This window comes from Rodentibacter ratti (assembly GCF_002000485.1).
In the GTDB taxonomy this organism is placed as follows: domain Bacteria; phylum Pseudomonadota; class Gammaproteobacteria; order Enterobacterales; family Pasteurellaceae; genus Rodentibacter; species Rodentibacter ratti.
The window spans coordinates 1-19,151 of record NZ_MLAJ01000004.1 but is presented as its reverse complement, the minus strand read 5'-3'; the positions used below and the strand labels follow the sequence as shown (position 1 = coordinate 19,151).

Here is a 19,151-nt window from a genome sequence, read left to right as displayed (position 1 = left end):
GGACATTTTTATGATAAATAGACGACATTTCATCCAAATCAGTGCAACCAGTATTCTTGCACTAAGCGCGAGCCGTTTCACGATAGCAAAAGGTAAACCTGATGTTGATTTACGCATTGTAGCAACCACAGATATTCACAGCTTTTTAACGGATTTTGATTACTACAAAGATGCACCGACGGATAAATTCGGTTTTACCCGTGCGGCAAGTTTAATTCGTCAAGCCCGCAATGAGGCAAAAAACAGCGTATTAGTAGATAACGGTGATTTAATTCAAGGGAATCCGATTGCAGATTACCAAGCCGCGCAAGGTTATAAAGAAGGCAAACCAAACCCGGCCATCGCCTGTTTGAATGCCATGCACTATGATGTGGGTACGGTGGGCAACCACGAATTTAACTATGGCTTAGATTATCTTGCGGATGCGATGAAACAGGCAGCATTTCCGATTATCAATGCCAATGTGGTAAAAGCAGGCAGTGATGAACCTTATTTCACGCCTTATCTCATTCAAGAAAAAGCAGTGGTGGACAATCAAGGTAAAACCCATCAGTTAAAAATTGGCTACATCGGCTTTGTGCCGCCGCAGATTATGGTGTGGGATAAAGCCAATTTACAAGGTAAAGTGGAAGCTCGTGATATTGTCAAAACCGCACAAAAATATGTTCCAGAAATGAAACAAAAAGGCGCTGATATTGTGATTGCTTTGGCGCATACAGGTCCATCGGATGAGCCATATAAAGAAGGGGCGGAAAATTCGGCATTCTATTTAGCGGATGTCCCATACATTGACGCAGTGATTTTTGGCCATTCCCACCGCTTATTCCCGAACAAAGAGTTCGCCAAATCTCCGAATGCGGATATTGTGAAAGGCACGGTAAAAGGGGTACCGGAAAGTATGGCAGGATACTGGGCGAACAATATCAGTGTGGTGGATTTAGGCTTAACCGAACATAACGGCAAATGGATTGTCACGGAAGGACGTGCGGCGCTTCGTCCGATTTTTGATGCTGAGAACAAAAAAGCCCTCGCAGAAAATGACCCGGAAGTGACCGCACTTTTACAACCGGTTCACGAAGCAACCCGAAAATTTGTGTCTCAGCCAATTGGGAAAGCCACCGACAATATGTATAGCTATTTAGCGTTGGTGCAAGACGACCCAACCATTCAAATTGTGAACCAAGCCCAAAAAGCCTATGTGGAGAAAGTCGCACCCAGTGTGGCAGCAATGGTGGGCTTGCCGATTTTAAGTGCCGGTGCGCCATTTAAAGCGGGTGGGCGTAAAAACGATCCGACCGGTTATACTGAAGTGAACAAAGGCGAATTAACCTTCCGTAATGCAGCGGATCTCTACCTTTACCCAAATACGCTTGTGGTGGTGAAAGTGACAGGCGAACAGCTCAAAGAATGGCTTGAATGTAGCGCAGGCATGTTTAATCAAATCGACCCAACCAGTGATAAACCACAATCATTGATCAATTGGGAAGGTTTCCGCACTTATAATTTTGATGTGATTGATGGCGTTCATTATGAATTCGACATTACCAAACCAGCCCGCTATGATGGCGAATGTAAACTCATTAATCCTGAATCACACCGTGTGGTAAACCTGACTTATCAAGGCAAACCGGTTGATCCAAAAGCGGAATTTTTAATTGCTACCAACAATTATCGTGCTTACAGCAATAAATTCCCCGGCACAGGCGATCAACATATAGTCTATGCCTCACCAGATGAAAACCGCCAGATTCTTGCGGACTACATCAAAGTAACCAGTGAAAAAGAGGGTGCGGTGAATCCAAGTGCGGACAAAAACTGGCGTTTTGTTCCTATCACAGGCAACGATAAATTAGACGTGCGTTTTGAAACCTCGCCGACAGAACAAGCGGCGCAATTTATCAAAGAAAAATCACAGTATCCAACCAAACAAGTTGGCACTGACGAAGTAGGCTTTGCGGTGTATCAGATTGATTTGTCGAAATAATAAAAATAAGGTGGGTTGTTTGTCCACCTTTTAATTTGATGCAAAGTGCGGTCAATTTCCCTTCGTTTTCAAATCCCCGCAAACCATCTATGCCATTTCCCTTTCACTTTGGTTGGATAGTTCGTTTTTAAGAACTGATAAAACTGGGTGAAATTGTCATTGAAAATCGTGTCTTTCGGGATAAATTGATAATGGCGTTGCCCGTTTGGGGTGTGAATACGCATAAACCAGTATTTTCGGTTATTGACTGTCACACTCATTTTTTCCAAAGCGATCAAATCCTCAAATTGATAATGATGAATTAATTGCCCTGCACGGAAGATAAAAATCCCTTTTGAATTAAAATAATAACGCTCTGGGCTAAACACTTTCCCACAGCTAAAAGGAATGAGTTTTTCGCCTTCAAATTCCTTGTTATTTCTCGTTTGTAGAAAACGGATGAAAGGAATGAGGGTGAAAATGGAGAGAATACCTAGCGTAATAATAACAATAAAAATATCCATCGATTTTTTGGGAAGATGACTGCGATGGAGGAATTATAGCAAATTTTCTAAGTAAAATTTTGTATTGGGTGATGTTTCTAAAAGAAGCAGAAAAATAAACCGCACTTTTGCGAAAGTGCGGTCGATAATTGAATTATTTTTCTTTTGGTAATCTGATCAGGGCAAAAAGGAAACCACCCCAAATCACGCCAAGGGCAATAATCATCATAATAATTGCGCTAGAACTCATTTTATTCTCCTTTTGCATCCATGGTTAATTGGGTTTCGTTTTTCCATTTCAAACGAGAAAGGATAAACGCAACCACGAGCAAGCTAATTGCCATCCCCCAACCGAAAATATTCACAAACCAACTTGGATAGCCTTCGTAACCTTCAGAGAAGACTTTTGCCCCTTCACTAAATAACATAAAGGCGAGGATACCGGTGGTAAGCACAATACATAAACGCCAGAAAAAGCCCACTTTGAAAGAGGAGGTTTCGTTTAAGTGATCACCTAATAAGCCGAGTTTTTCATTTGCCACAATGGCAACGAGAGAAACAAATGCCACGGCAACGATACCGAAATAGTTGACGAATTTATCGAAAACATCAAGCATTGGTAAGCCGGTTGTGGTGCCGAATAAAATCACGGAAACAAACATCATTGGTACGCCAACGATAAAAGTCACTTTTGCACGGCGAATGCGTAGTTTGTCTTGAATAGCGGAAATAATAACCTCGATCACTGAGATAAATGAGGTGAGTGCCGCAAAGGTGAGTGAACCGAAGAACAACACGCCAAGCACTTCACCAAATGGGGCTTTGTTGATAATGGTTGGGAAAGCGAAGAACGCCAAGCCAATCCCGCCTTTTGCCACTTCGCTGACTTCTTGTCCTTGTGCGGCGGCGATGAAACCTAATGCGGCAAAAACCCCTATTCCGGCTAATACTTCAAAACTACTATTGGCAAAACCGACGACTAAACCGCTACCGGTGAGATCGGATTCTTTTTTCAGGTAGGAAGCGTAAGTCACCATAATCCCGAAACAGATAGAGAGCGAGAAGAAAATTTGGCCATAAGCCGCAATCCACACACTTGGACTGGAAAGTTTTGACCAATCCGGTGTGAACAGCGCATTTAACCCTTTTTCTGCACCCGGTAAAAAGAGGGAATAAATTACTAGAGCGACAAACATCACCACAAGAACAGGCATTAGAATGGACGAAGATTTCGCAATCCCTTTTTGAATACCCATGGAAAGTACGCCTAAAGCAATGACCCATACGGCAATTAACGGACCGGTGACCATGCCAACAAATTCAAAGCTGACACCGTTAGTAATATCACCCATTTTTAAAAATTCACCGATGAAGAAATCAATGGGTTTGTCACCCCATGCACTGTTGATGGAAAAGTAGGTATAACTCGCGGCCCAACCTAATACGACGGCGTAATATAAACCGATAATCACGTTCACCATCACTTGCCACCAGCCGAACACTTCAAAATGTGGGCTGAAACGACGATAGGACAAAGGTGCACCGCCACGGTGACGATGTCCGATTGCATAATCTAAGAATAACAGCGGGATCCCTGCAGTTAATAGTGCGATAAGGTAGGGAATAATAAATGCACCACCGCCATTTTCATAGGTGGTATAAGGAAAACGCCAAATATTGCCTAAACCGACAGCCGAGCCAATTGCGGCGAGAATAAACGCTTTGCGACCGGAGAAAGTCTCGCGTTTTGGAGTGGATTGCGCCATAAATAAATTGTTCCTATTGAAAAAATGTGAAAGAATTCAACTATAATGAAATCTTTCACCTAGTCAATAAAATTGATAAAAGAGCGGTCATTTTTACGGAATTTTTCGGTGAAAAATGGGTCTATGAAACGGTTTTTCTAACAAAAAGGAACAATTTATGGATTTTAATCAAATTTTAAATCAAGTCGTCAATATCGCTAAAAACTCAGCGAGTAATTTACAAACCGGTAATCCGACATTGGATAACATCACCAAAGTGGGTGGCGGTGCGGCTATTACAGGGATTTTATCCATGATTTTAGGGCGTTCCGGTGGGGCGAGTTTAGCCAAATTAGGTTCTTTGGCTGTATTGGGTAACCTTGCTTATCAGGCGTATCAAAACTACCAAAAATCTCAACAGGCGCAGCCGGTGATGTCAGCCAATGAATTTGATGTGTTAAATTCTGCTTCGCAACAAGATGCAAGTGCATTGATTTTACGCACTATGATTGCGGCAGCGGCGGCAGACGGTGAAATTACAGAAGAGGAAAAACAAACCATTGCCAATGAAATTGGCGATAATGCGGAATTAGCGCAATGGCTTGAACAGGAAATGCAAAACCCGATTAGTGTGAATGAGATCGCACGCCAAGTGGGAAATGATACTGCACTGGCGGCAAATGTGTATCTTGCGGCACGTTTGGTGAGCAAAGATTTATCTCGTAAAGAGATTATTTTCCTGGCGAACCTTGCCGAAGCACTAGGTTTAGATGATGCACTAGTTGAACAACTGGAAAAACAAGCCGGTTTTTAACCGCACTTTTTCTATTTTAGAAAAGCACGACAAATTATTTTGTTGTGCTTTTTTATTTTTTTCGTCTTTCGCCCCTACCAATACGACAAAATTTCGCTACAATGAAAACCTTGTCAAAAAAACAACAATAAATGTAGGATGTAAACACTATGACAGGCGCACAACTCATCATGGCGTGCTTGAAAGCTCACCATGTCACCACACTTTTCGGTTATCCCGGTGGCGCGATTATGCCCACCTACGATGCTCTTTATGATGCAGGTCTTGATCATCTTCTTTGTCGCAATGAACAAGGTGCGGCAATGGCAGCCATTGGTTACGCGCGTTCCACGGGCAAAGTGGGCGTGTGCATCGCTACCTCCGGTCCCGGTGCCACGAACTTAGTCACCGGACTTGGCGATGCTATGATGGATTCTGTTCCCGTGATTGCGATTACAGGCCAAGTGGCATCGCCCTTAATCGGTACCGATGCTTTCCAAGAAGCGGATGTACTCGGACTTTCTCTTGCTTGTACAAAACACAGTTTTATTGTGCAAAGTGTAGATGAATTGGCCGATGTTTTCGCACAAGCATTTGAAATTGCACAGAGTGGTCGTCCCGGTCCGGTATTAATTGATGTTCCACGTGATATTCAAGTGGGCGAAGTGCCGGAACATATCAAGGCTTATGTCAAAACACCGACAAAACCGACCGCACTTTCCAATGAAAATCTTGAGCAGGCGAAAGCACTTTTATCTGCGGCTAAAAAGCCCGTACTTTATGTGGGTGGAGGCGTAGGTATGGCAAAAGCCGTACCGGCATTGCGTGACTTTTTAGCCCAAACCAATATGCCCTCCGTTTCCACCTTGAAAGGATTAGGCACCATTCATCCTGAAGATGATGTTTATATGGGAATGATTGGGATGCACGGCACGAAAGCGGCAAATTTTGCCGTGCAAGAATGTGATTTATTGCTTGTTTGTGGCGCACGCTTTGACGATCGGGTCACCGGAAAGCTCGATACCTTCGCCCCCCATGCCAAAGTGATTCATTGTGATATTGATGGGGCTGAAATTCATAAACTCCGCCATGTGGATGTGGCGTTACAAGGGGATTTAATTCAAGCCTTGAATGCGCTAAAACAACCGCTTGATATTGAACCTTGGCGTGAGCATATTCGAGAACTCAAAGCAAAATTAGATTTCACTTATGTGGATAATGCCGGCAATCGCCCGATTGATCCTTGGGCATTGCTCAATACTTTGTCTAATCGTAAACCAAGAAATGCCGTTGTTTGTACCGATGTAGGGCAACATCAAATGTGGTCGGCACAACATATGCAGCACTTTGCACCGGAAAATTACCTCACCTCCGCAGGCTTCGGCACGATGGGATTTGGTTTGCCGGCAGCGGTAGGGGCGAAAAAAGCCCGTCCGCAAGATGAAGTGATTTTAGTCACCGGAGACGGCTCTTTTATGATGAATATTCAAGAGCTGGGCAGCATTAAACGGGGCAATTTACCGGTGAAAATTTTACTGTTGGATAATCAACGTTTAGGTATGGTTCGCCAATGGCAAGATTTGTTTTGGAACAAACGTCGCTCTGAAACAATTTTAGAAGACAACCCTGATTTTGTCATGCTCGCCAATGCCTTCAATATCCCGGCTGAACGCATTGAACGAGCAGATGAGGTGGATGCCGCTCTCACAAGATTGCTCGAAAGCGACACTGCCTATTTATTACAAGTCTGTATTCCGCCCGAAGATTGTGTTTGGCCTTTAGTGCCACCGGGGGCGTGTAATGCGGATATGGTGGAGGAAATGTAAGATGAATGAATATCAAGTTGAATTAATCGCCCACCACCGTCCTGAAGTATTGGAACGTATTCTGCGTGTCATCCGCCACCGTGGTTTCACGGTGACCGCCATGCAAATGGAATTAATCGAAGGAAAAGTGCGGTTAAAAATCACCGTAAAATCCGACCGCACTTTGAATTTATTGGTGAATCAATTGGTGAAGTTGCCGGATGTGGTGGAGGTTAAATAATGTCTATGAATGAGCAGAATCAAGAAGATTTTCCTATATATCGGATAATGTCAATTTATGAGTTTTATGAGCTTTATAATAGAAAGAAATTAAAACTAACATCGTATTCTAAGCAAAGTGATAAAGATGATGGGTTAGAGAAATCAATATTATTTATTTTAATGAAAGATTTTTTTGATGATCTTCATAAAAATATAAGAAAGACCCAATACATGACTTGCTGGACGAAAACTAGGGAGTCTGTTGCTATGTGGTCGTTATACTCTCCATGTAAAGAATCTATTTTAGTTAAAACTACCAGAAATAAATTAAGAGATGTTTTACAGAAACTTAAGTATCCGTACTCTGTAAATCTAAAGGATGAATTTGTCGTTGAAAACTACAGTATACAAAATGCTGATTACAAGAACTTGATGGAATTGCTTAATGACATTGATAGAGGTAGAAAAGAAAATTTATTATCTATAGGGATGAATATAGAAACAAAATTTTTGAAGGATGTTTCATATCAGCATGAAAATGAAGTTAGAGGATCTGTTGTTATTGAATATCCGGTAGATCTAGCTTCAATCCATTTATTAGCAGAGTATGTTGATGATATTTATCAGGGGAGAGATATTCCAGCGGATGTTCAAATGGAGCTTACATATAATACAAAATATGATTTACCACCAGTCATATATGCAATTACTGATTCTAATTTTATTGAAGAAATTTCTTTTGATCCAAGAATGGCCCCTTACAAAAGAGATGTTTTGATAGAAATGCTAAAAATTAGAGATAAATCAATAATTACTGAAGCAAATACTTTTAAATCTATTAAAGATTCGTAAAACTTGGAGAGATTATTATGCCAAAACTACGTTCGGCGACCAGTACACAAGGTCGTAATATGGCAGGCGCACGAGCCTTATGGCGTGCCACAGGAATGAAAGAAAATGACTTCGGAAAACCCATTATTGCGGTGGTCAATTCCTTCACGCAATTTGTACCGGGGCATGTGCATTTAAAAGATTTAGGTCAACTTGTTGCAAGAGAAATTGAAAAAGCAGGCGGTGTGGCAAAAGAATTTAACACCATTGCGGTGGATGACGGTATTGCCATGGGGCACGGTGGAATGTTGTATTCCTTGCCTTCACGGGATCTTATTGCTGACTCGGTGGAATATATGGTGAATGCCCATTGTGCCGATGCGATGGTGTGTATTTCCAACTGCGACAAAATTACCCCTGGGATGTTAATGGCAGCGATGCGCTTAAATATTCCAACGATTTTTGTTTCCGGTGGACCTATGGAGGCAGGTAAAACCAAACTTTCCGATCAACTGATTCGTTTAGACTTAGTGGATGCGATGATTGAGGCGGCGGATCCAAAAGTGTCTGATGAGCGCATTGATGCTATTGAGCGTAGTGCCTGCCCAACTTGCGGTTCTTGTTCGGGGATGTTCACAGCCAACTCGATGAACTGTTTAACGGAAGCCCTTGGGCTAAGTTTGCCGGGCAATGGTTCTATGCTTGCCACTCACGCCGATCGCAAAGAACTCTTCTTAAAAGCCGGTCGCCAAATTGTGGAATTGTGCAAACGCTACTACGAACAAGATGATGAAAGCGTGTTGCCACGTTCAATCGGTACTTTTGAAGCCTTTGAAAACGCCATGAGTTTGGATATTGCCATGGGCGGTTCAAGCAACACGGTTTTACACTTATTAGCTGCTGCACAAGAAGCCGGTGTGGATTTCAAAATGGCGGATATTGATCGCCTATCCCGTGTGGTGCCTTGCTTAAGTAAAATCGCCCCTAATACCAACAAATATCACATGGAAGATGTTCACCGAGCCGGGGGCATTATGGGCCTATTGGGCGAACTCGACCGTGCAGGATTAATCCACAAAAATACCCATACCGTATTAGGAATGAGCATGGGCGAACAGCTCGATCAATACGATATTATTCGTAATCAAGACGAAGACTTACACAAATTCTTCCGTGCGGGGCCTGCCGGTATTCGCACCACAGAAGCTTTCTCACAAGATTGTCGTTGGGATACGGTGGATAATGATCGTGAAAACGGTTGTATTCGTGATAAAGCCCACGCCATCTCACAAGAAGGGGGCTTGGCGGTGCTATTTGGTAATCTCGCAGAGGACGGTTGTATTGTGAAAACCGCCGGAGTGGATGAATCCATTTGGAAATTCAGCGGTTCCGCTATTGTATTTGAAAGCCAAGAAGATGCCGTTGCCGGGATTTTGGGCGGAAAAGTGAAAGAAGGCAACGTCGTCGTCATTCGCTACGAAGGACCAAAAGGCGGCCCAGGGATGCAAGAAATGTTGTATCCGACCAGCTATTTAAAATCCATGGGATTAGGCAAAAAATGTGCCTTATTAACTGACGGACGTTTTTCCGGCGGTACATCAGGGCTTTCAATCGGCCATGCTTCACCGGAAGCGGCATCAGGTGGCGCAATCGGCTTAGTGCGTGATGGCGATATTATCAATATTGACATTCCAAATCGTGCCATAAATCTTCAAATTAGCGATGAAGAACTCGCAGCCCGTCGTGCAGAGCAGGATGAAAAAGGCTGGGTGCCGGCAAATCGCCAGCGTGAAGTTTCTTTTGCCTTAAAAGTATTCGGGCATTTCGCCACCTCAGCGGATAAAGGTGCGGTGCGGGATAAAACCCTTTTAAAATAATGGCGTGCGTTTTTAATGCGTGCCTTTTGTTATATTTCTAGAAGATTTATTCATAACAGGGGACTAATATGTCAGATCCAATGAGAGCGTTGTTATCCTTACAAGAAGAACTTTCAAACAATCGAATAACCTTACTTAACTGTAAAAATAGTGAATTACATATGTGTTTTGATAAACCTGAAGGCATACCTAGGTTTACTTATGTAAAGATAAATAGAGGAGAAATACAATCTTTTTGTAATTTTGTTCTCTCTGATCCTATTGATAAAACTCCTTGCTTTCAAATTGGGTATGCCGTCCCCCAAAAATTTCAAAACAAAGGTTTCGGTAAAGAAATAGCTAAATTAGCTTTAATTGAATTTTTGACTAATATGTTTAGGGCTTCTGATTCTAAAAGCCTATATATTGAATCAGTTATTAGTATTAATAACTTGGCTTCTCAAAAAATAACTGACTATATTTTATCTACTGAACCCGAGCAAATCACAGATTCATTCTCTAATGAAAAAATGTTTTGTTATCAAAAGCTATTTTCAACACTTGATGAGTTGAATGAATTATAAAGTACTCTTATGAAAAACCTACTCACTAACCCACAACCGAGCCAAAACGATTATATTAATGCGATTGTCAAACTCGGCTCACGTGTTTATGAAGCGGCAACGGTCACGCCGTTACAAAAAATGGGCAAATTGTCCGAACGCCTACACAACAACATTTGGATTAAACGGGAAGATCGCCAACCGGTGAACAGCTTTAAGCTGCGTGGTGCCTATGCAATGATTTCCAGCCTTTCACCGGAACAAAAAATGGCAGGCGTGATCGCCGCATCAGCGGGAAACCATGCGCAAGGTGTCGCTTTATCCGCAAAAGAACTCGGTTTAAAAGCCTTAATCGTGATGCCGCAAAATACGCCAAGCATTAAAGTGGATGCGGTGCGTGGTTTCGGCGGCGAAGTATTATTACACGGTGCCAATTTTGATGAAGCGAAAGCCAAGGCGATTGCCCTTTCCGAAGAAAAAAATATGACCTTCATTCCGCCTTTTGATCATCCGCTCGTGATTGCCGGACAAGGCACATTGGCGATGGAAATGTTACAGCAAGTGGCGGATTTAGATTATGTGTTTGTGCAAGTTGGCGGTGGCGGCTTGGCTGCCGGCGTGGCAATTTTATTAAAGCAATTTATGCCGGACATTAAAGTGATCGGCGTAGAATCCAAAGATTCCGCCTGTTTAAATGCTGCTCTTGAAAAAGGTGAACCCACCGATCTCGCCCATGTGGGATTATTTGCAGATGGTGTGGCAGTGAAACGGATTGGTGATGAAACCTTCCGATTATGCCGTCAATATCTTGATGATATGGTGCTTGTCGAAAGCGATGAAGTTTGTGCTGCCATGAAAGATTTATTTGAAAATGTGCGTGCCGTTTCCGAACCTTCCGGTGCATTAGGCTTGGCGGGTTTGAAAAAATATGTGAAAAAACATCATATCGAAAACAAAAATATGGCGGCAGTTTTATCTGGTGCGAACCTGAATTTTCACACGCTACGTTATGTATCCGAACGTTGTGAAATTGGTGAAAATCGTGAAGCCTTGCTTGCGGTTACCATGCCGGAACAACCGGGGAGTTTCTTAAAATTCGTTCAAGTATTGGGAAATCGTGCGGTAACAGAATTTAGTTATCGCTATGCCAATGATAAACGTGCCTGTATTTTTGTGGGGGTACGCACTTTGGATGAAGCGGAAAAATCAGATATCATCAGAGATCTCACACAAAACGGTTTCGATGTAGAAGATATGTCCGATGATGATATTGCGAAAACCCACGTACGCTATTTAATGGGCGGACGTGCCGCAAATCCGAGTGAACGTTTATATTCCTTTGAGTTTCCGGAACAAAAAGGGGCGTTACTCAAATTCTTAGAAACCCTACAAAATCGTTGGAATATCTCCCTTTTCCATTATCGGGCACATGGCGCAGACTACGGCAATATTCTTGCTGGCTTCCAGTTAGGAGAAACCGCACAGGCCGAGTTTGAGGAGGCGTTGGAAAAACTCAATTATGTTTACGAAGATGTCACCGAAAGCAAATCTTATCGTTATTTCTTGCGCTAAAAATTACATAAAAAAACAACCGCACTTTATGCGCTAAAGTGCGGTTATTTTTTGTTTTGTTTTTTATTTGACAAAGTCACTAAATTCCAATTCATAATCATCGCCATCCCGAGAATATTTAATATAGCGAGGGAATTGTTCTCCGGTAAATTTTTTCACCATAATATCTTTATTGCCGGTTTTGAATGTGTAGGTGATTTCTGTCACTTTTTGTTTATTGTATTCAATTTGTTTTTCACTTTTCTTCACCTTCACATTTTCCATCGGATAGAGTTTTTTACCATTGGTAATTTGGAAACTGTTCGGTAGTTTATCGTAGTAACTCAGCTGGAAAGCCATGGTGAATAAGTCGAAAGTCGGTAATTTTAGCGGCTCGGTTTTTAAGCCGTCTTTTATTTTGCCGTATTCAATCGTCGTAGGTGAAATTTTAGAAACTGAGTAACTTTTTCCATTACGGCTATCTTGATAATTTACCATGTTAAATTGATTTGAAGTTTGCGTGCCGCGTGAATTGAATACGATGTTATAAAGCGGGATATTAATCTTGGCATTCACCGAATATTGTGAGCCATTTGCTTTAAAATGCACATAAGCTGGCATTAAATAGTTAGAGCTGTATTTGATATTGTAATCTGCGGCTGACCATGCGTTGGGAATATAAGCCACAAGGGCAATAAAAAGGGTTTTAACAAGTTTCATTAATGTTCCTTATAAAAAATAAACATGCCTATTAGAGCAAAATTTTATAGATAAGTTCGTAAAGATAAAAAACGGTGCAATACGCACCGTTTTTATTCTCCACCGAAACTATTTAAAGAAGAACATTAGCGAGTAATAGACCAATTACTACGCTAAATACCATACTTAATAAGCCCGGTAGCATAAAGCTATGGTTAAAAATGTATTTACCGATTTTAGTTGTACCGGTGGTATCAAAGTCAATAGAGGCAATAATTGGACCGTAGTTTGGTACGAAGAAATAACCGTTTACTGCCACGAATACCCCGATTAATACCGGAGCAGGAATACCAAGGGCAATACCCAGTGGGAATAAGGTTGCCACGGTCGCACCTTGGCTATTTACTAATACGGAAAGCACAAATAAGGCAAGAGCAAATGTCCATGGTGCGGTTTCAACCAAACCTTTCACCATCTCTTTTACTTCTGTCATATGAGCTTGCATCAACGTATCGCCCAGCCATGCAATACCGAAAATCGCAATCACCGCACGCATACCGGCGTGGAAAACGGAACCTTTGGTGATTTCCGTACCATCAGGTTTACAGGTTAAGACGATTAATGCACCGATTGATAACATAATAATTTCAATGGTATGTGCCATTCCCATCGGTTTTCCGTCAAACACAGGACGTAAAGAAGGAATCGCCCCCATTAACACCACAAGTAATGCACCGAATAAAAATAGAGATACAGAAATTTTTGCTGTTTTACTAATTTCTAATTCTTTAACATCCGTCGTGGAATTAAAAGCGTCCGCATATTTCGGATCTTTTAAACGGCGTTGGTATTCAGGATCATCTTTGAGTTCTTTCCCCATTTTATTGACAAAAATACAAGCAAGGAAGATACCCAAAAGGGTTGCCGGAATGGTGACCATTAATACATCGCCAAGATGAATGCCTTGCGGTTCAAGATAAGCCACTACTGCAACCACTGCCGCCGCAATCGGGCTTGCGACAATCGCAAATTGTGAGGCGATTACTGCCATTGAGAGTGGACGCTCCGGACGAATACCGTTTTGACGACTCACTTCTGCGATAACCGGTAACACGGAATAAGCCACATGACCGGTTCCTGCCAAGAAAGTGAATAACCAAGTCACAGCTGGTGCGATAAACGTAATGTGTTTTGGGTTACGACGTAAAATTTTCGTAGCGATTTTGATCATATAATCCAAGCCACCCGCTGCTTGCATTGCGGCAGCGGCGGCCACCACAGCCATAATCATAAACATCACATCGATGGGTAAACCTGCCGGTTTCAAGCCAAAACCAAAGGAAAGAATAGCAAGGCCTAAACCACCAAATACACCGAGACCGATACCACCGACACGTGCTCCCACAAGGATACACAATAGCACGATGGCAAATTGTAATAAGAACATTGCAGACATATTGTCCCCCTAAGTTGTTAAAAATAAATCGTTATTCTGTTATAGAAACTTTCGCTAATATAGCAAATAAATAGGTACTGATTCTATAGTTTATATCAAGAAACTCGGGCTTTTTGGCGAAAAGTGCGGTTATTTTCACCGCACTTTTTACTTGTCAAATTAAAAGTCCTCAAAGAATTGTTGAATTTCTTTCGGATCTTTAGTTTTGGTTAATGCTAATTGCAACAGCACACGGGCTTTTTGTGGATTCAACGTACCGGAAGCGATAAAGCCGTATTTGGAATCATCTACTTCTGCATCGCGTGTAGTATAACCGGTTGGTACACGAGAAGAACGTACTACTGCTACCCCGTTTTTCGCTGCATTTGCCAATAATTCAAAGTTTTGCACATTGACATTACCATTTCCTACACCGGCGGAAACAATGCCATCATAACCCGCATCCAGTAAAGATTTCAGTGGTTCTACAGGTGCATTGGAATAAGCATAAATAATGCCGACTTTTGGAAGACTATCCAGATTATCTACATTGAATGGTGTGTTGATAGTGTGTTTGCTTTCCGGGGAACGCTCATAATCTACTTTACTGTTATGTACGTAGCCAAGCGAGCCAAAATTTGGTGAGTGGAAAGTTTGCACCGCAGTCGTACTCATTTTTGTCACATCACGAGCGCCAAGCACTTCGTTATTCATTGCAACAAGCACACCACGACCGGTAGATTTTTTATCTGTAGCAACCACGACGGCGTTATATAAATTTAACGGACCGTCCGCACTCTTTTCTGTGGCAGGACGCATTGCTCCCACCAGTACAACCGGTTTTTCACACTTTACAGTGAGATCTAAGAAATAGGCGGTTTCTTCCATGGTATCGGTACCATGTGTAATCACAAAACCATCCGTATCTTTACATTGTGTGTTAATGGTTTTAACAAGTTTTAGCCATACATCATCGCTCATATCTTGTGAACCGATTTTCACTATTTGTTCACCTTTAATATTGGCGAGTTGTTTAATTTCAGGCACGGCGTCAATTAACGCTTCGACATTGAGTTGACCGGCTTTATAGGCAGAAGAGACAGCGGTTTCGCCGCTACCGGCAATAGTACCGCCTGTAGCTAAGATCGTAATGTTCGGTAATTCTGCTGCTTGTACTATAGAAATACTGAACCCCAACATGGTGAGTAACGCTAATTTTTTTAATTTCATCGAACATTTCCTTCTGAGAGTAATAATGCAAGTATCTTCTACTTAATCAGGGGTAGAGGAAATAGGTATATGCAATATTTATGATCACGATCATGTTTCCCTTTTTTGGTTGTGCAAAATTTAACCAGTCTGGTTTTCTAAGATAATTTTTTTGAAAGATAATACAAGTATGGTTATACTTAAGCTCTATTTTATTCAGTCAAATTTTAACTAACATAATATTGAGACAACAATGCAAGAATTTCTGCCTGATGCAATTCAATTTGCCCAAAAACATACTTTATTAACCGTTTCTTGGTTTGCGATTTTCGCCATGGTGATTTACACCTTTTTCAAATCGGCAACAGAAAAATTTAAAGTGATTCCACACCCTGAAGCGATTCGTTTAATCAACAATGACGATGCTGTTGTCATCGATCTTCGAACCTTAGATGAATTTCAACGTGGCCATGTCATTAATAGTATCAATTTACTTCCAAGTGACATCAAAAATGCCAATCTTGGTAAAATTGAACAACACAAAGAAAAACCATTAGTTTTGGTGGATGTTAATGGTGTATCGGCTCCGGCATCCGCAGCATTACTGGTGAAACAAGGCTTTGCTCGCGTTTATATCTTAAAAGAAGGAATTTCCGCTTGGATGGGCGCAAATTTACCTATCGTTAAAAAACACAAATAAGGAACAATTACTATGTCTGAACAAAACCAACAACCCGAAGTGGCAGCGGAAGAATCACAAGCCGTATTACAAATTCAGCGTATTTACGTTAAAGATGTGTCTTTTGAAGCGCCTAATCTTCCTCATATTTTTCATCAAGAATGGAAGCCAAAATTAGGTTTTGATTTAAGTACAGAAACCCTGCAATTAGGTGATGATTTATATGAAGTCACCCTGAATATTACCGTTGAAACCACCATGGAAGATTCCGGCGATCTCGCTTTTATCTGCGAAGTAAAACAAGCAGGCGTGTTTACCATTAGCGGTTTAGAAGATGTACAAATGGCACATTGCTTAACCTCACAATGCCCGAATATGTTGTTCCCTTATGCCCGTGAACTCGTTTCAAGCCTAGTGAACCGTGGCACATTCCCGGCATTAAATCTTTCTCCGGTGAACTTTGACGCGTTATTCATTGAATATATGAATCGTCAGCAAGAAGCGGAAAATGCTCAAGCTGAAGAAACGAAAGAAACTCAACATTAATTCTTGATAAAAAAGGGCAGGCTTTGGGCTTGCCCTTATTTTTTGGGGAGGAAATGATGCAACCTCAATCACCGATTACCGTACTTGGCGCCGGTTCTTATGGTACGGCGTTGGCAATTTCGTTCTCACGTAACGGCTCGCCGACTTATCTTTGGGGGCATAATCCTACGCATATTGAGCAAATGCGGCTTGAACGTCAAAATCGCCGTTTCTTGCCTGATATTGTTTTTCCGGAAGAACTCCATTTAGAAGATGATTTGGCACAAGCACTCCAGCGGTCACAAGATATTTTAATCGTTGTACCAAGTCATGCTTTTAACGAAATTCTCGCTAAAATCCGACCGCACTTACAGCCTCATCATCGTCTTATTTGGGCGACTAAAGGGTTAGAACGAAATACCGGGCGGCTTTTACAAACCGTGGCGGAAGAACAACTGGGAACAAATTATCCCCTTGCCGTGCTTTCCGGCCCCACTTTTGCCAAAGAACTGGCGCAAGGTTTACCCACAGCGATTACCCTTGCCTCCAACGACGAACAATTTGCCCTTGAATTTCAGGCTCGCATTCATTGCAGCAAACATTTTCGTGTATATGTCAATACAGATATGATAGGTGTGCAACTTGGCGGAGCAATTAAAAATGTGATTGCAATTGGTGCAGGCATTTCCGATGGGATGGGATTTGGTGCCAACGCACGCACCGCATTGATCACCCGAGGCATTGCAGAAATCAGCCGATTAGGGGCTTCCTTAGGAGCAAATCCTAATACCTTTATGGGTATGTCCGGTTTAGGCGATCTAGTCTTAACCTGTACCGACAATCAATCACGCAACCGCCGTTTCGGGCTGATGTTGGGCGAAGGATTGAATGCGCAAATGGCAATGGACAATATCGGGCAAGTCGTGGAAGGTTTTTACAATACAAAAGAGGCTTATTTACTCGCCCAACGTCAAGGCGTAGAAATGCCGATTACAGAACAAATTTACCAAATTCTTTTTTGTGGGAAAAATGCACAAGATGTGGCTCGCAGTTTGCTTGGGCGTGAACGAAAAGGCGAATAAGGAGGAAAAATGACATTAGAAGTATGGCAACATATTCGCCAAGAGGCGAAAACATTGGCAGAGCACGAACCCATGCTTGCAAGCTTTTTTCATTCCACGATTTTAAAGCACCAAAATCTGGGAAGTGCATTAAGTTATTTGCTCGCCAATAAATTAGCCAACCCGATTATGCCGGCGATTTCTTTACGTGAAATTATTGAAGAAGCCTATTTAGCTGAGCCGGCGATTATTGATTACGCTGCTTGTGATATTAAAGCGGTGCGCCAACGGGATCCTGCGGTGGAATTGTGGTCCACCCCCTTGCTTTATTTAAAAGGGTTTCACGCCATTCAAAGTTATCGAATCACCCACTATTTATGGCGACAAGATCGAAAAGCCCTCGCTCTCTATTTACAAAACCAAATTTCCGTTGCATTTGATGTGGATATTCACCCTGCTGCCAAAATCGGCCATGGCATTATGTTCGACCACGCCACAGGCATTGTGGTGGGGGAAACCTCGGTGATTGAAAATGATGTGTCTATTTTGCAAGGTGTGACCTTAGGCGGAACGGGGAAAGAGTCCGGCGATCGCCATCCGAAAGTGAGGGAGGGCGTAATGATTGGTGCCGGTGCAAAAATCCTTGGCAATATCGAGGTGGGTAAATACGCCAAAATCGGGGCAAATTCTGTGGTGCTTCAACCTGTACCGGAATATGCCACTGCCGCCGGTGTTCCCGCCCGAATTATTGGCAAAGACAAGGCGGCTAAACCTGCCTTTGAAATGAACCAGTATTTTATTGATGATGGGATGAATTTGAATATTTGAGGTAAAAATGATCAACAAAGACACCCAACTCTGTATGTCTCTTTCCGGCAGACCGGGAAATTTTGGCACCACATTTCATAATTATTTATATGAAAAACTTGGGCTTAACTTTATTTATAAAGCCTTTACCACACAGGATATTGAACACGCGGTGAAAGGTGTGCGTGCGCTAGGTATTCGGGGTTGTGCTGTGTCTATGCCATTCAAAGAAAGCTGTATGCCGTTTTTAGATGAAATTCACCCTTCCGCCCAAGCCATTGAATCGGTGAATACGATTGTCAATGATAATGGCTTTTTGCGTGCTTATAACACCGATTATATTGCGATTGTAAAATTAATTGAGAAATATCAATTAGATAAAAATGCACGGGTCATCGTGCAGGGGAGTGGCGGAATGGCAAAAGCGGTTGTTGCTGCATTTAAAAACAGCGGCTTTAATGATTTAAAAGTGTACGCCAGAAATGAAAAAACAGGTCAATATTTGGCCGCACTTTATGGCTATGACTACATCAATAGTTTGGAAAATCAACAGGCTGAGATTTTAGTCAATGTCACCCCAATCGGTATGAAAGGGGGAAAAGAAGAATCTGACCTCGCCTTTCCGGAAACCATGATTGATACGGCAAATGTGGCTTTTGATGTGGTAGCGATTCCTGCAGAAACGCCATTTATCCGCTATGCAGAAAGTAAAGGAAAACAAACCATTTCCGGTGCCGAGGTGATTGTTTTACAGGCGGTGGAACAATTTGAACTCTACACCCACCAACGCCCAAGTGATGAATTGATTGATGAGGCGGCAGCCTTTGCGAGAGCGAATAGTTAAAAGTGCGGTGAAAAATAAAGGCGTTTTTGAACCTCCAAAAACGCCTTTTTTATTTTTAAC

The 19,151-nt window shown here is 42.1% G+C and carries 19 protein-coding genes; 13 read left to right on the top strand and 6 right to left on the bottom strand.

Going from position 1 to position 19,151, the window contains the following annotated elements:
• The first annotated feature begins 10 nt into the window (after positions 1 to 10).
• On the top strand, positions 11 to 1,984 hold the full coding sequence (gene cpdB, locus BKG94_RS04360) for a 2',3'-cyclic-nucleotide 2'-phosphodiesterase (protein ID WP_077434597.1): 1,974 nt from the start codon (positions 11 to 13) through the stop codon (positions 1,982 to 1,984).
• Positions 1,985 to 2,052: 68 nt separating this feature from the next.
• Here cpdB and BKG94_RS04355 read toward each other — a convergent pair whose 3' ends face one another.
• From BKG94_RS04355 to BKG94_RS04345, 3 genes are all read right to left on the bottom strand, one after another.
• Complete coding sequence (locus tag BKG94_RS04355) at positions 2,053 to 2,487, bottom strand: hypothetical protein (RefSeq protein ID WP_077434595.1); 435 nt, start codon at positions 2,485 to 2,487, stop codon at positions 2,053 to 2,055.
• A gap of 133 nt (positions 2,488 to 2,620) precedes the next feature.
• On the bottom strand, positions 2,621 to 2,716 hold the full coding sequence (locus BKG94_RS04350; protein ID WP_077434593.1) for a methionine/alanine import family NSS transporter small subunit: 96 nt from the start codon (positions 2,714 to 2,716) through the stop codon (positions 2,621 to 2,623).
• Position 2,717: 1 nt separating this feature from the next.
• Positions 2,718 to 4,232 carry a sodium-dependent transporter gene (locus BKG94_RS04345; protein WP_077434591.1) on the bottom strand — a complete coding sequence of 505 codons (1,515 nt, stop codon included), beginning with the start codon at positions 4,230 to 4,232 and terminating at the stop codon, positions 2,718 to 2,720.
• A 157-nt stretch (positions 4,233 to 4,389) separates the two neighbouring features.
• Between BKG94_RS04345 and BKG94_RS04340 the strand changes: the two genes are divergently transcribed.
• The 7 genes from BKG94_RS04340 (at position 4,390) to ilvA (ending at position 11,853) form a co-directional block, all read left to right on the top strand.
• Positions 4,390 to 5,025, top strand: a complete 636-nt coding sequence (locus BKG94_RS04340) for a tellurite resistance TerB family protein (RefSeq protein WP_077434589.1) — start codon at positions 4,390 to 4,392, stop codon at positions 5,023 to 5,025.
• A 149-nt stretch (positions 5,026 to 5,174) separates the two neighbouring features.
• Positions 5,175 to 6,830, top strand: coding sequence for an acetolactate synthase 2 catalytic subunit (gene ilvG, locus BKG94_RS04335; RefSeq protein WP_077434587.1), 1,656 nt, complete (start codon positions 5,175 to 5,177; stop codon positions 6,828 to 6,830).
• A gap of 1 nt (position 6,831) precedes the next feature.
• A complete protein-coding gene (ilvM, locus tag BKG94_RS04330; RefSeq protein ID WP_077434585.1) occupies positions 6,832 to 7,050 on the top strand; it encodes an acetolactate synthase 2 small subunit in 219 nt (72 codons plus the stop codon).
• 5 nt (positions 7,051 to 7,055) lie between these two features.
• The gene (locus BKG94_RS04325; RefSeq protein ID WP_158074638.1) at positions 7,056 to 7,883 is read left to right on the top strand and encodes a DUF2971 domain-containing protein; all 828 of its coding nucleotides are present in this window, start codon (positions 7,056 to 7,058) and stop codon (positions 7,881 to 7,883) included.
• 17 nt (positions 7,884 to 7,900) lie between these two features.
• On the top strand, positions 7,901 to 9,739 hold the full coding sequence (ilvD, locus tag BKG94_RS04320) for a dihydroxy-acid dehydratase (RefSeq protein WP_077434581.1): 1,839 nt from the start codon (positions 7,901 to 7,903) through the stop codon (positions 9,737 to 9,739).
• A gap of 68 nt (positions 9,740 to 9,807) precedes the next feature.
• Positions 9,808 to 10,302 carry a GNAT family N-acetyltransferase gene (locus BKG94_RS04315; RefSeq protein WP_077434579.1) on the top strand — a complete coding sequence of 165 codons (495 nt, stop codon included), beginning with the start codon at positions 9,808 to 9,810 and terminating at the stop codon, positions 10,300 to 10,302.
• Positions 10,303 to 10,311: 9 nt separating this feature from the next.
• Positions 10,312 to 11,853 carry a threonine ammonia-lyase, biosynthetic gene (gene ilvA / locus BKG94_RS04310; RefSeq protein ID WP_077434577.1) on the top strand — a complete coding sequence of 514 codons (1,542 nt, stop codon included), beginning with the start codon at positions 10,312 to 10,314 and terminating at the stop codon, positions 11,851 to 11,853.
• Positions 11,854 to 11,916: 63 nt separating this feature from the next.
• Here the strand turns inward: ilvA and BKG94_RS04305 are convergent, their stop codons facing one another.
• The 3 genes from BKG94_RS04305 to ansB form a co-directional block, all read right to left on the bottom strand.
• Complete coding sequence (locus BKG94_RS04305) at positions 11,917 to 12,552, bottom strand: hypothetical protein (RefSeq protein WP_077434575.1); 636 nt, start codon at positions 12,550 to 12,552, stop codon at positions 11,917 to 11,919.
• A gap of 112 nt (positions 12,553 to 12,664) precedes the next feature.
• Entirely contained in the window at positions 12,665 to 13,987 is a 1,323-nt protein-coding gene (locus tag BKG94_RS04300; protein WP_077434573.1) for an anaerobic C4-dicarboxylate transporter, read from the bottom strand.
• 159 nt (positions 13,988 to 14,146) lie between these two features.
• The gene (ansB, locus tag BKG94_RS04295; RefSeq protein WP_077434571.1) at positions 14,147 to 15,196 is read right to left on the bottom strand and encodes an L-asparaginase 2; all 1,050 of its coding nucleotides are present in this window, start codon (positions 15,194 to 15,196) and stop codon (positions 14,147 to 14,149) included.
• 232 nt (positions 15,197 to 15,428) lie between these two features.
• On the opposite strand from ansB, the gene BKG94_RS04290 reads away from it, so the two are divergent.
• From BKG94_RS04290 to BKG94_RS04270, 5 genes are read left to right on the top strand one after another with little or no spacing between them, the layout of a single operon-like run.
• The gene (locus tag BKG94_RS04290; RefSeq protein ID WP_077434569.1) at positions 15,429 to 15,875 is read left to right on the top strand and encodes a rhodanese-like domain-containing protein; all 447 of its coding nucleotides are present in this window, start codon (positions 15,429 to 15,431) and stop codon (positions 15,873 to 15,875) included.
• A gap of 12 nt (positions 15,876 to 15,887) precedes the next feature.
• The gene (gene secB / locus BKG94_RS04285) at positions 15,888 to 16,400 is read left to right on the top strand and encodes a protein-export chaperone SecB (protein WP_077434567.1); all 513 of its coding nucleotides are present in this window, start codon (positions 15,888 to 15,890) and stop codon (positions 16,398 to 16,400) included.
• 53 nt (positions 16,401 to 16,453) lie between these two features.
• A complete protein-coding gene (gene gpsA / locus BKG94_RS04280) occupies positions 16,454 to 17,461 on the top strand; it encodes an NAD(P)H-dependent glycerol-3-phosphate dehydrogenase (protein WP_077434565.1) in 1,008 nt (335 codons plus the stop codon).
• A gap of 9 nt (positions 17,462 to 17,470) precedes the next feature.
• On the top strand, positions 17,471 to 18,268 hold the full coding sequence (cysE, locus tag BKG94_RS04275) for a serine O-acetyltransferase (RefSeq protein WP_077434563.1): 798 nt from the start codon (positions 17,471 to 17,473) through the stop codon (positions 18,266 to 18,268).
• 7 nt (positions 18,269 to 18,275) lie between these two features.
• Positions 18,276 to 19,091 carry a shikimate 5-dehydrogenase gene (locus BKG94_RS04270; protein ID WP_077434561.1) on the top strand — a complete coding sequence of 272 codons (816 nt, stop codon included), beginning with the start codon at positions 18,276 to 18,278 and terminating at the stop codon, positions 19,089 to 19,091.
• The last annotated feature ends 60 nt before the right edge of the window (positions 19,092 to 19,151 follow it).

Excerpts from the sequence above, each read along its gene's own strand:
- BKG94_RS04350 (WP_077434593.1), bottom strand. The coding sequence starts at position 2,716 with ATGAGTTCTAGCGCAATTATTATGATGATTATTGCCCTTGGCGTGATT.
- BKG94_RS04345 (WP_077434591.1), bottom strand. The coding sequence starts at position 4,232 with ATGGCGCAATCCACTCCAAAACGCGAGACTTTCTCCGGTCGCAAAGCG.
- cpdB (WP_077434597.1), top strand. The coding sequence starts at position 11 with ATGATAAATAGACGACATTTCATCCAAATCAGTGCAACCAGTATTCTT.
- BKG94_RS04355 (WP_077434595.1), bottom strand. The coding sequence starts at position 2,487 with ATGGATATTTTTATTGTTATTATTACGCTAGGTATTCTCTCCATTTTC.
- BKG94_RS04340 (WP_077434589.1), top strand. The coding sequence starts at position 4,390 with ATGGATTTTAATCAAATTTTAAATCAAGTCGTCAATATCGCTAAAAAC.
- BKG94_RS04305 (WP_077434575.1), bottom strand. The coding sequence starts at position 12,552 with ATGAAACTTGTTAAAACCCTTTTTATTGCCCTTGTGGCTTATATTCCC.
- ilvM (WP_077434585.1), top strand. The coding sequence starts at position 6,832 with ATGAATGAATATCAAGTTGAATTAATCGCCCACCACCGTCCTGAAGTA.
- BKG94_RS04300 (WP_077434573.1), bottom strand. The coding sequence starts at position 13,987 with ATGTCTGCAATGTTCTTATTACAATTTGCCATCGTGCTATTGTGTATC.
- ilvA (WP_077434577.1), top strand. The coding sequence starts at position 10,312 with ATGAAAAACCTACTCACTAACCCACAACCGAGCCAAAACGATTATATT.
- ilvG (WP_077434587.1), top strand. The coding sequence starts at position 5,175 with ATGACAGGCGCACAACTCATCATGGCGTGCTTGAAAGCTCACCATGTC.
- BKG94_RS04270 (WP_077434561.1), top strand. The coding sequence starts at position 18,276 with ATGATCAACAAAGACACCCAACTCTGTATGTCTCTTTCCGGCAGACCG.
- BKG94_RS04290 (WP_077434569.1), top strand. The coding sequence starts at position 15,429 with ATGCAAGAATTTCTGCCTGATGCAATTCAATTTGCCCAAAAACATACT.
- BKG94_RS04315 (WP_077434579.1), top strand. The coding sequence starts at position 9,808 with ATGTCAGATCCAATGAGAGCGTTGTTATCCTTACAAGAAGAACTTTCA.
- cysE (WP_077434563.1), top strand. The coding sequence starts at position 17,471 with ATGACATTAGAAGTATGGCAACATATTCGCCAAGAGGCGAAAACATTG.
- gpsA (WP_077434565.1), top strand. The coding sequence starts at position 16,454 with ATGATGCAACCTCAATCACCGATTACCGTACTTGGCGCCGGTTCTTAT.
- secB (WP_077434567.1), top strand. The coding sequence starts at position 15,888 with ATGTCTGAACAAAACCAACAACCCGAAGTGGCAGCGGAAGAATCACAA.
- BKG94_RS04325 (WP_158074638.1), top strand. The coding sequence starts at position 7,056 with ATGAATGAGCAGAATCAAGAAGATTTTCCTATATATCGGATAATGTCA.
- ansB (WP_077434571.1), bottom strand. The coding sequence starts at position 15,196 with ATGAAATTAAAAAAATTAGCGTTACTCACCATGTTGGGGTTCAGTATT.
- ilvD (WP_077434581.1), top strand. The coding sequence starts at position 7,901 with ATGCCAAAACTACGTTCGGCGACCAGTACACAAGGTCGTAATATGGCA.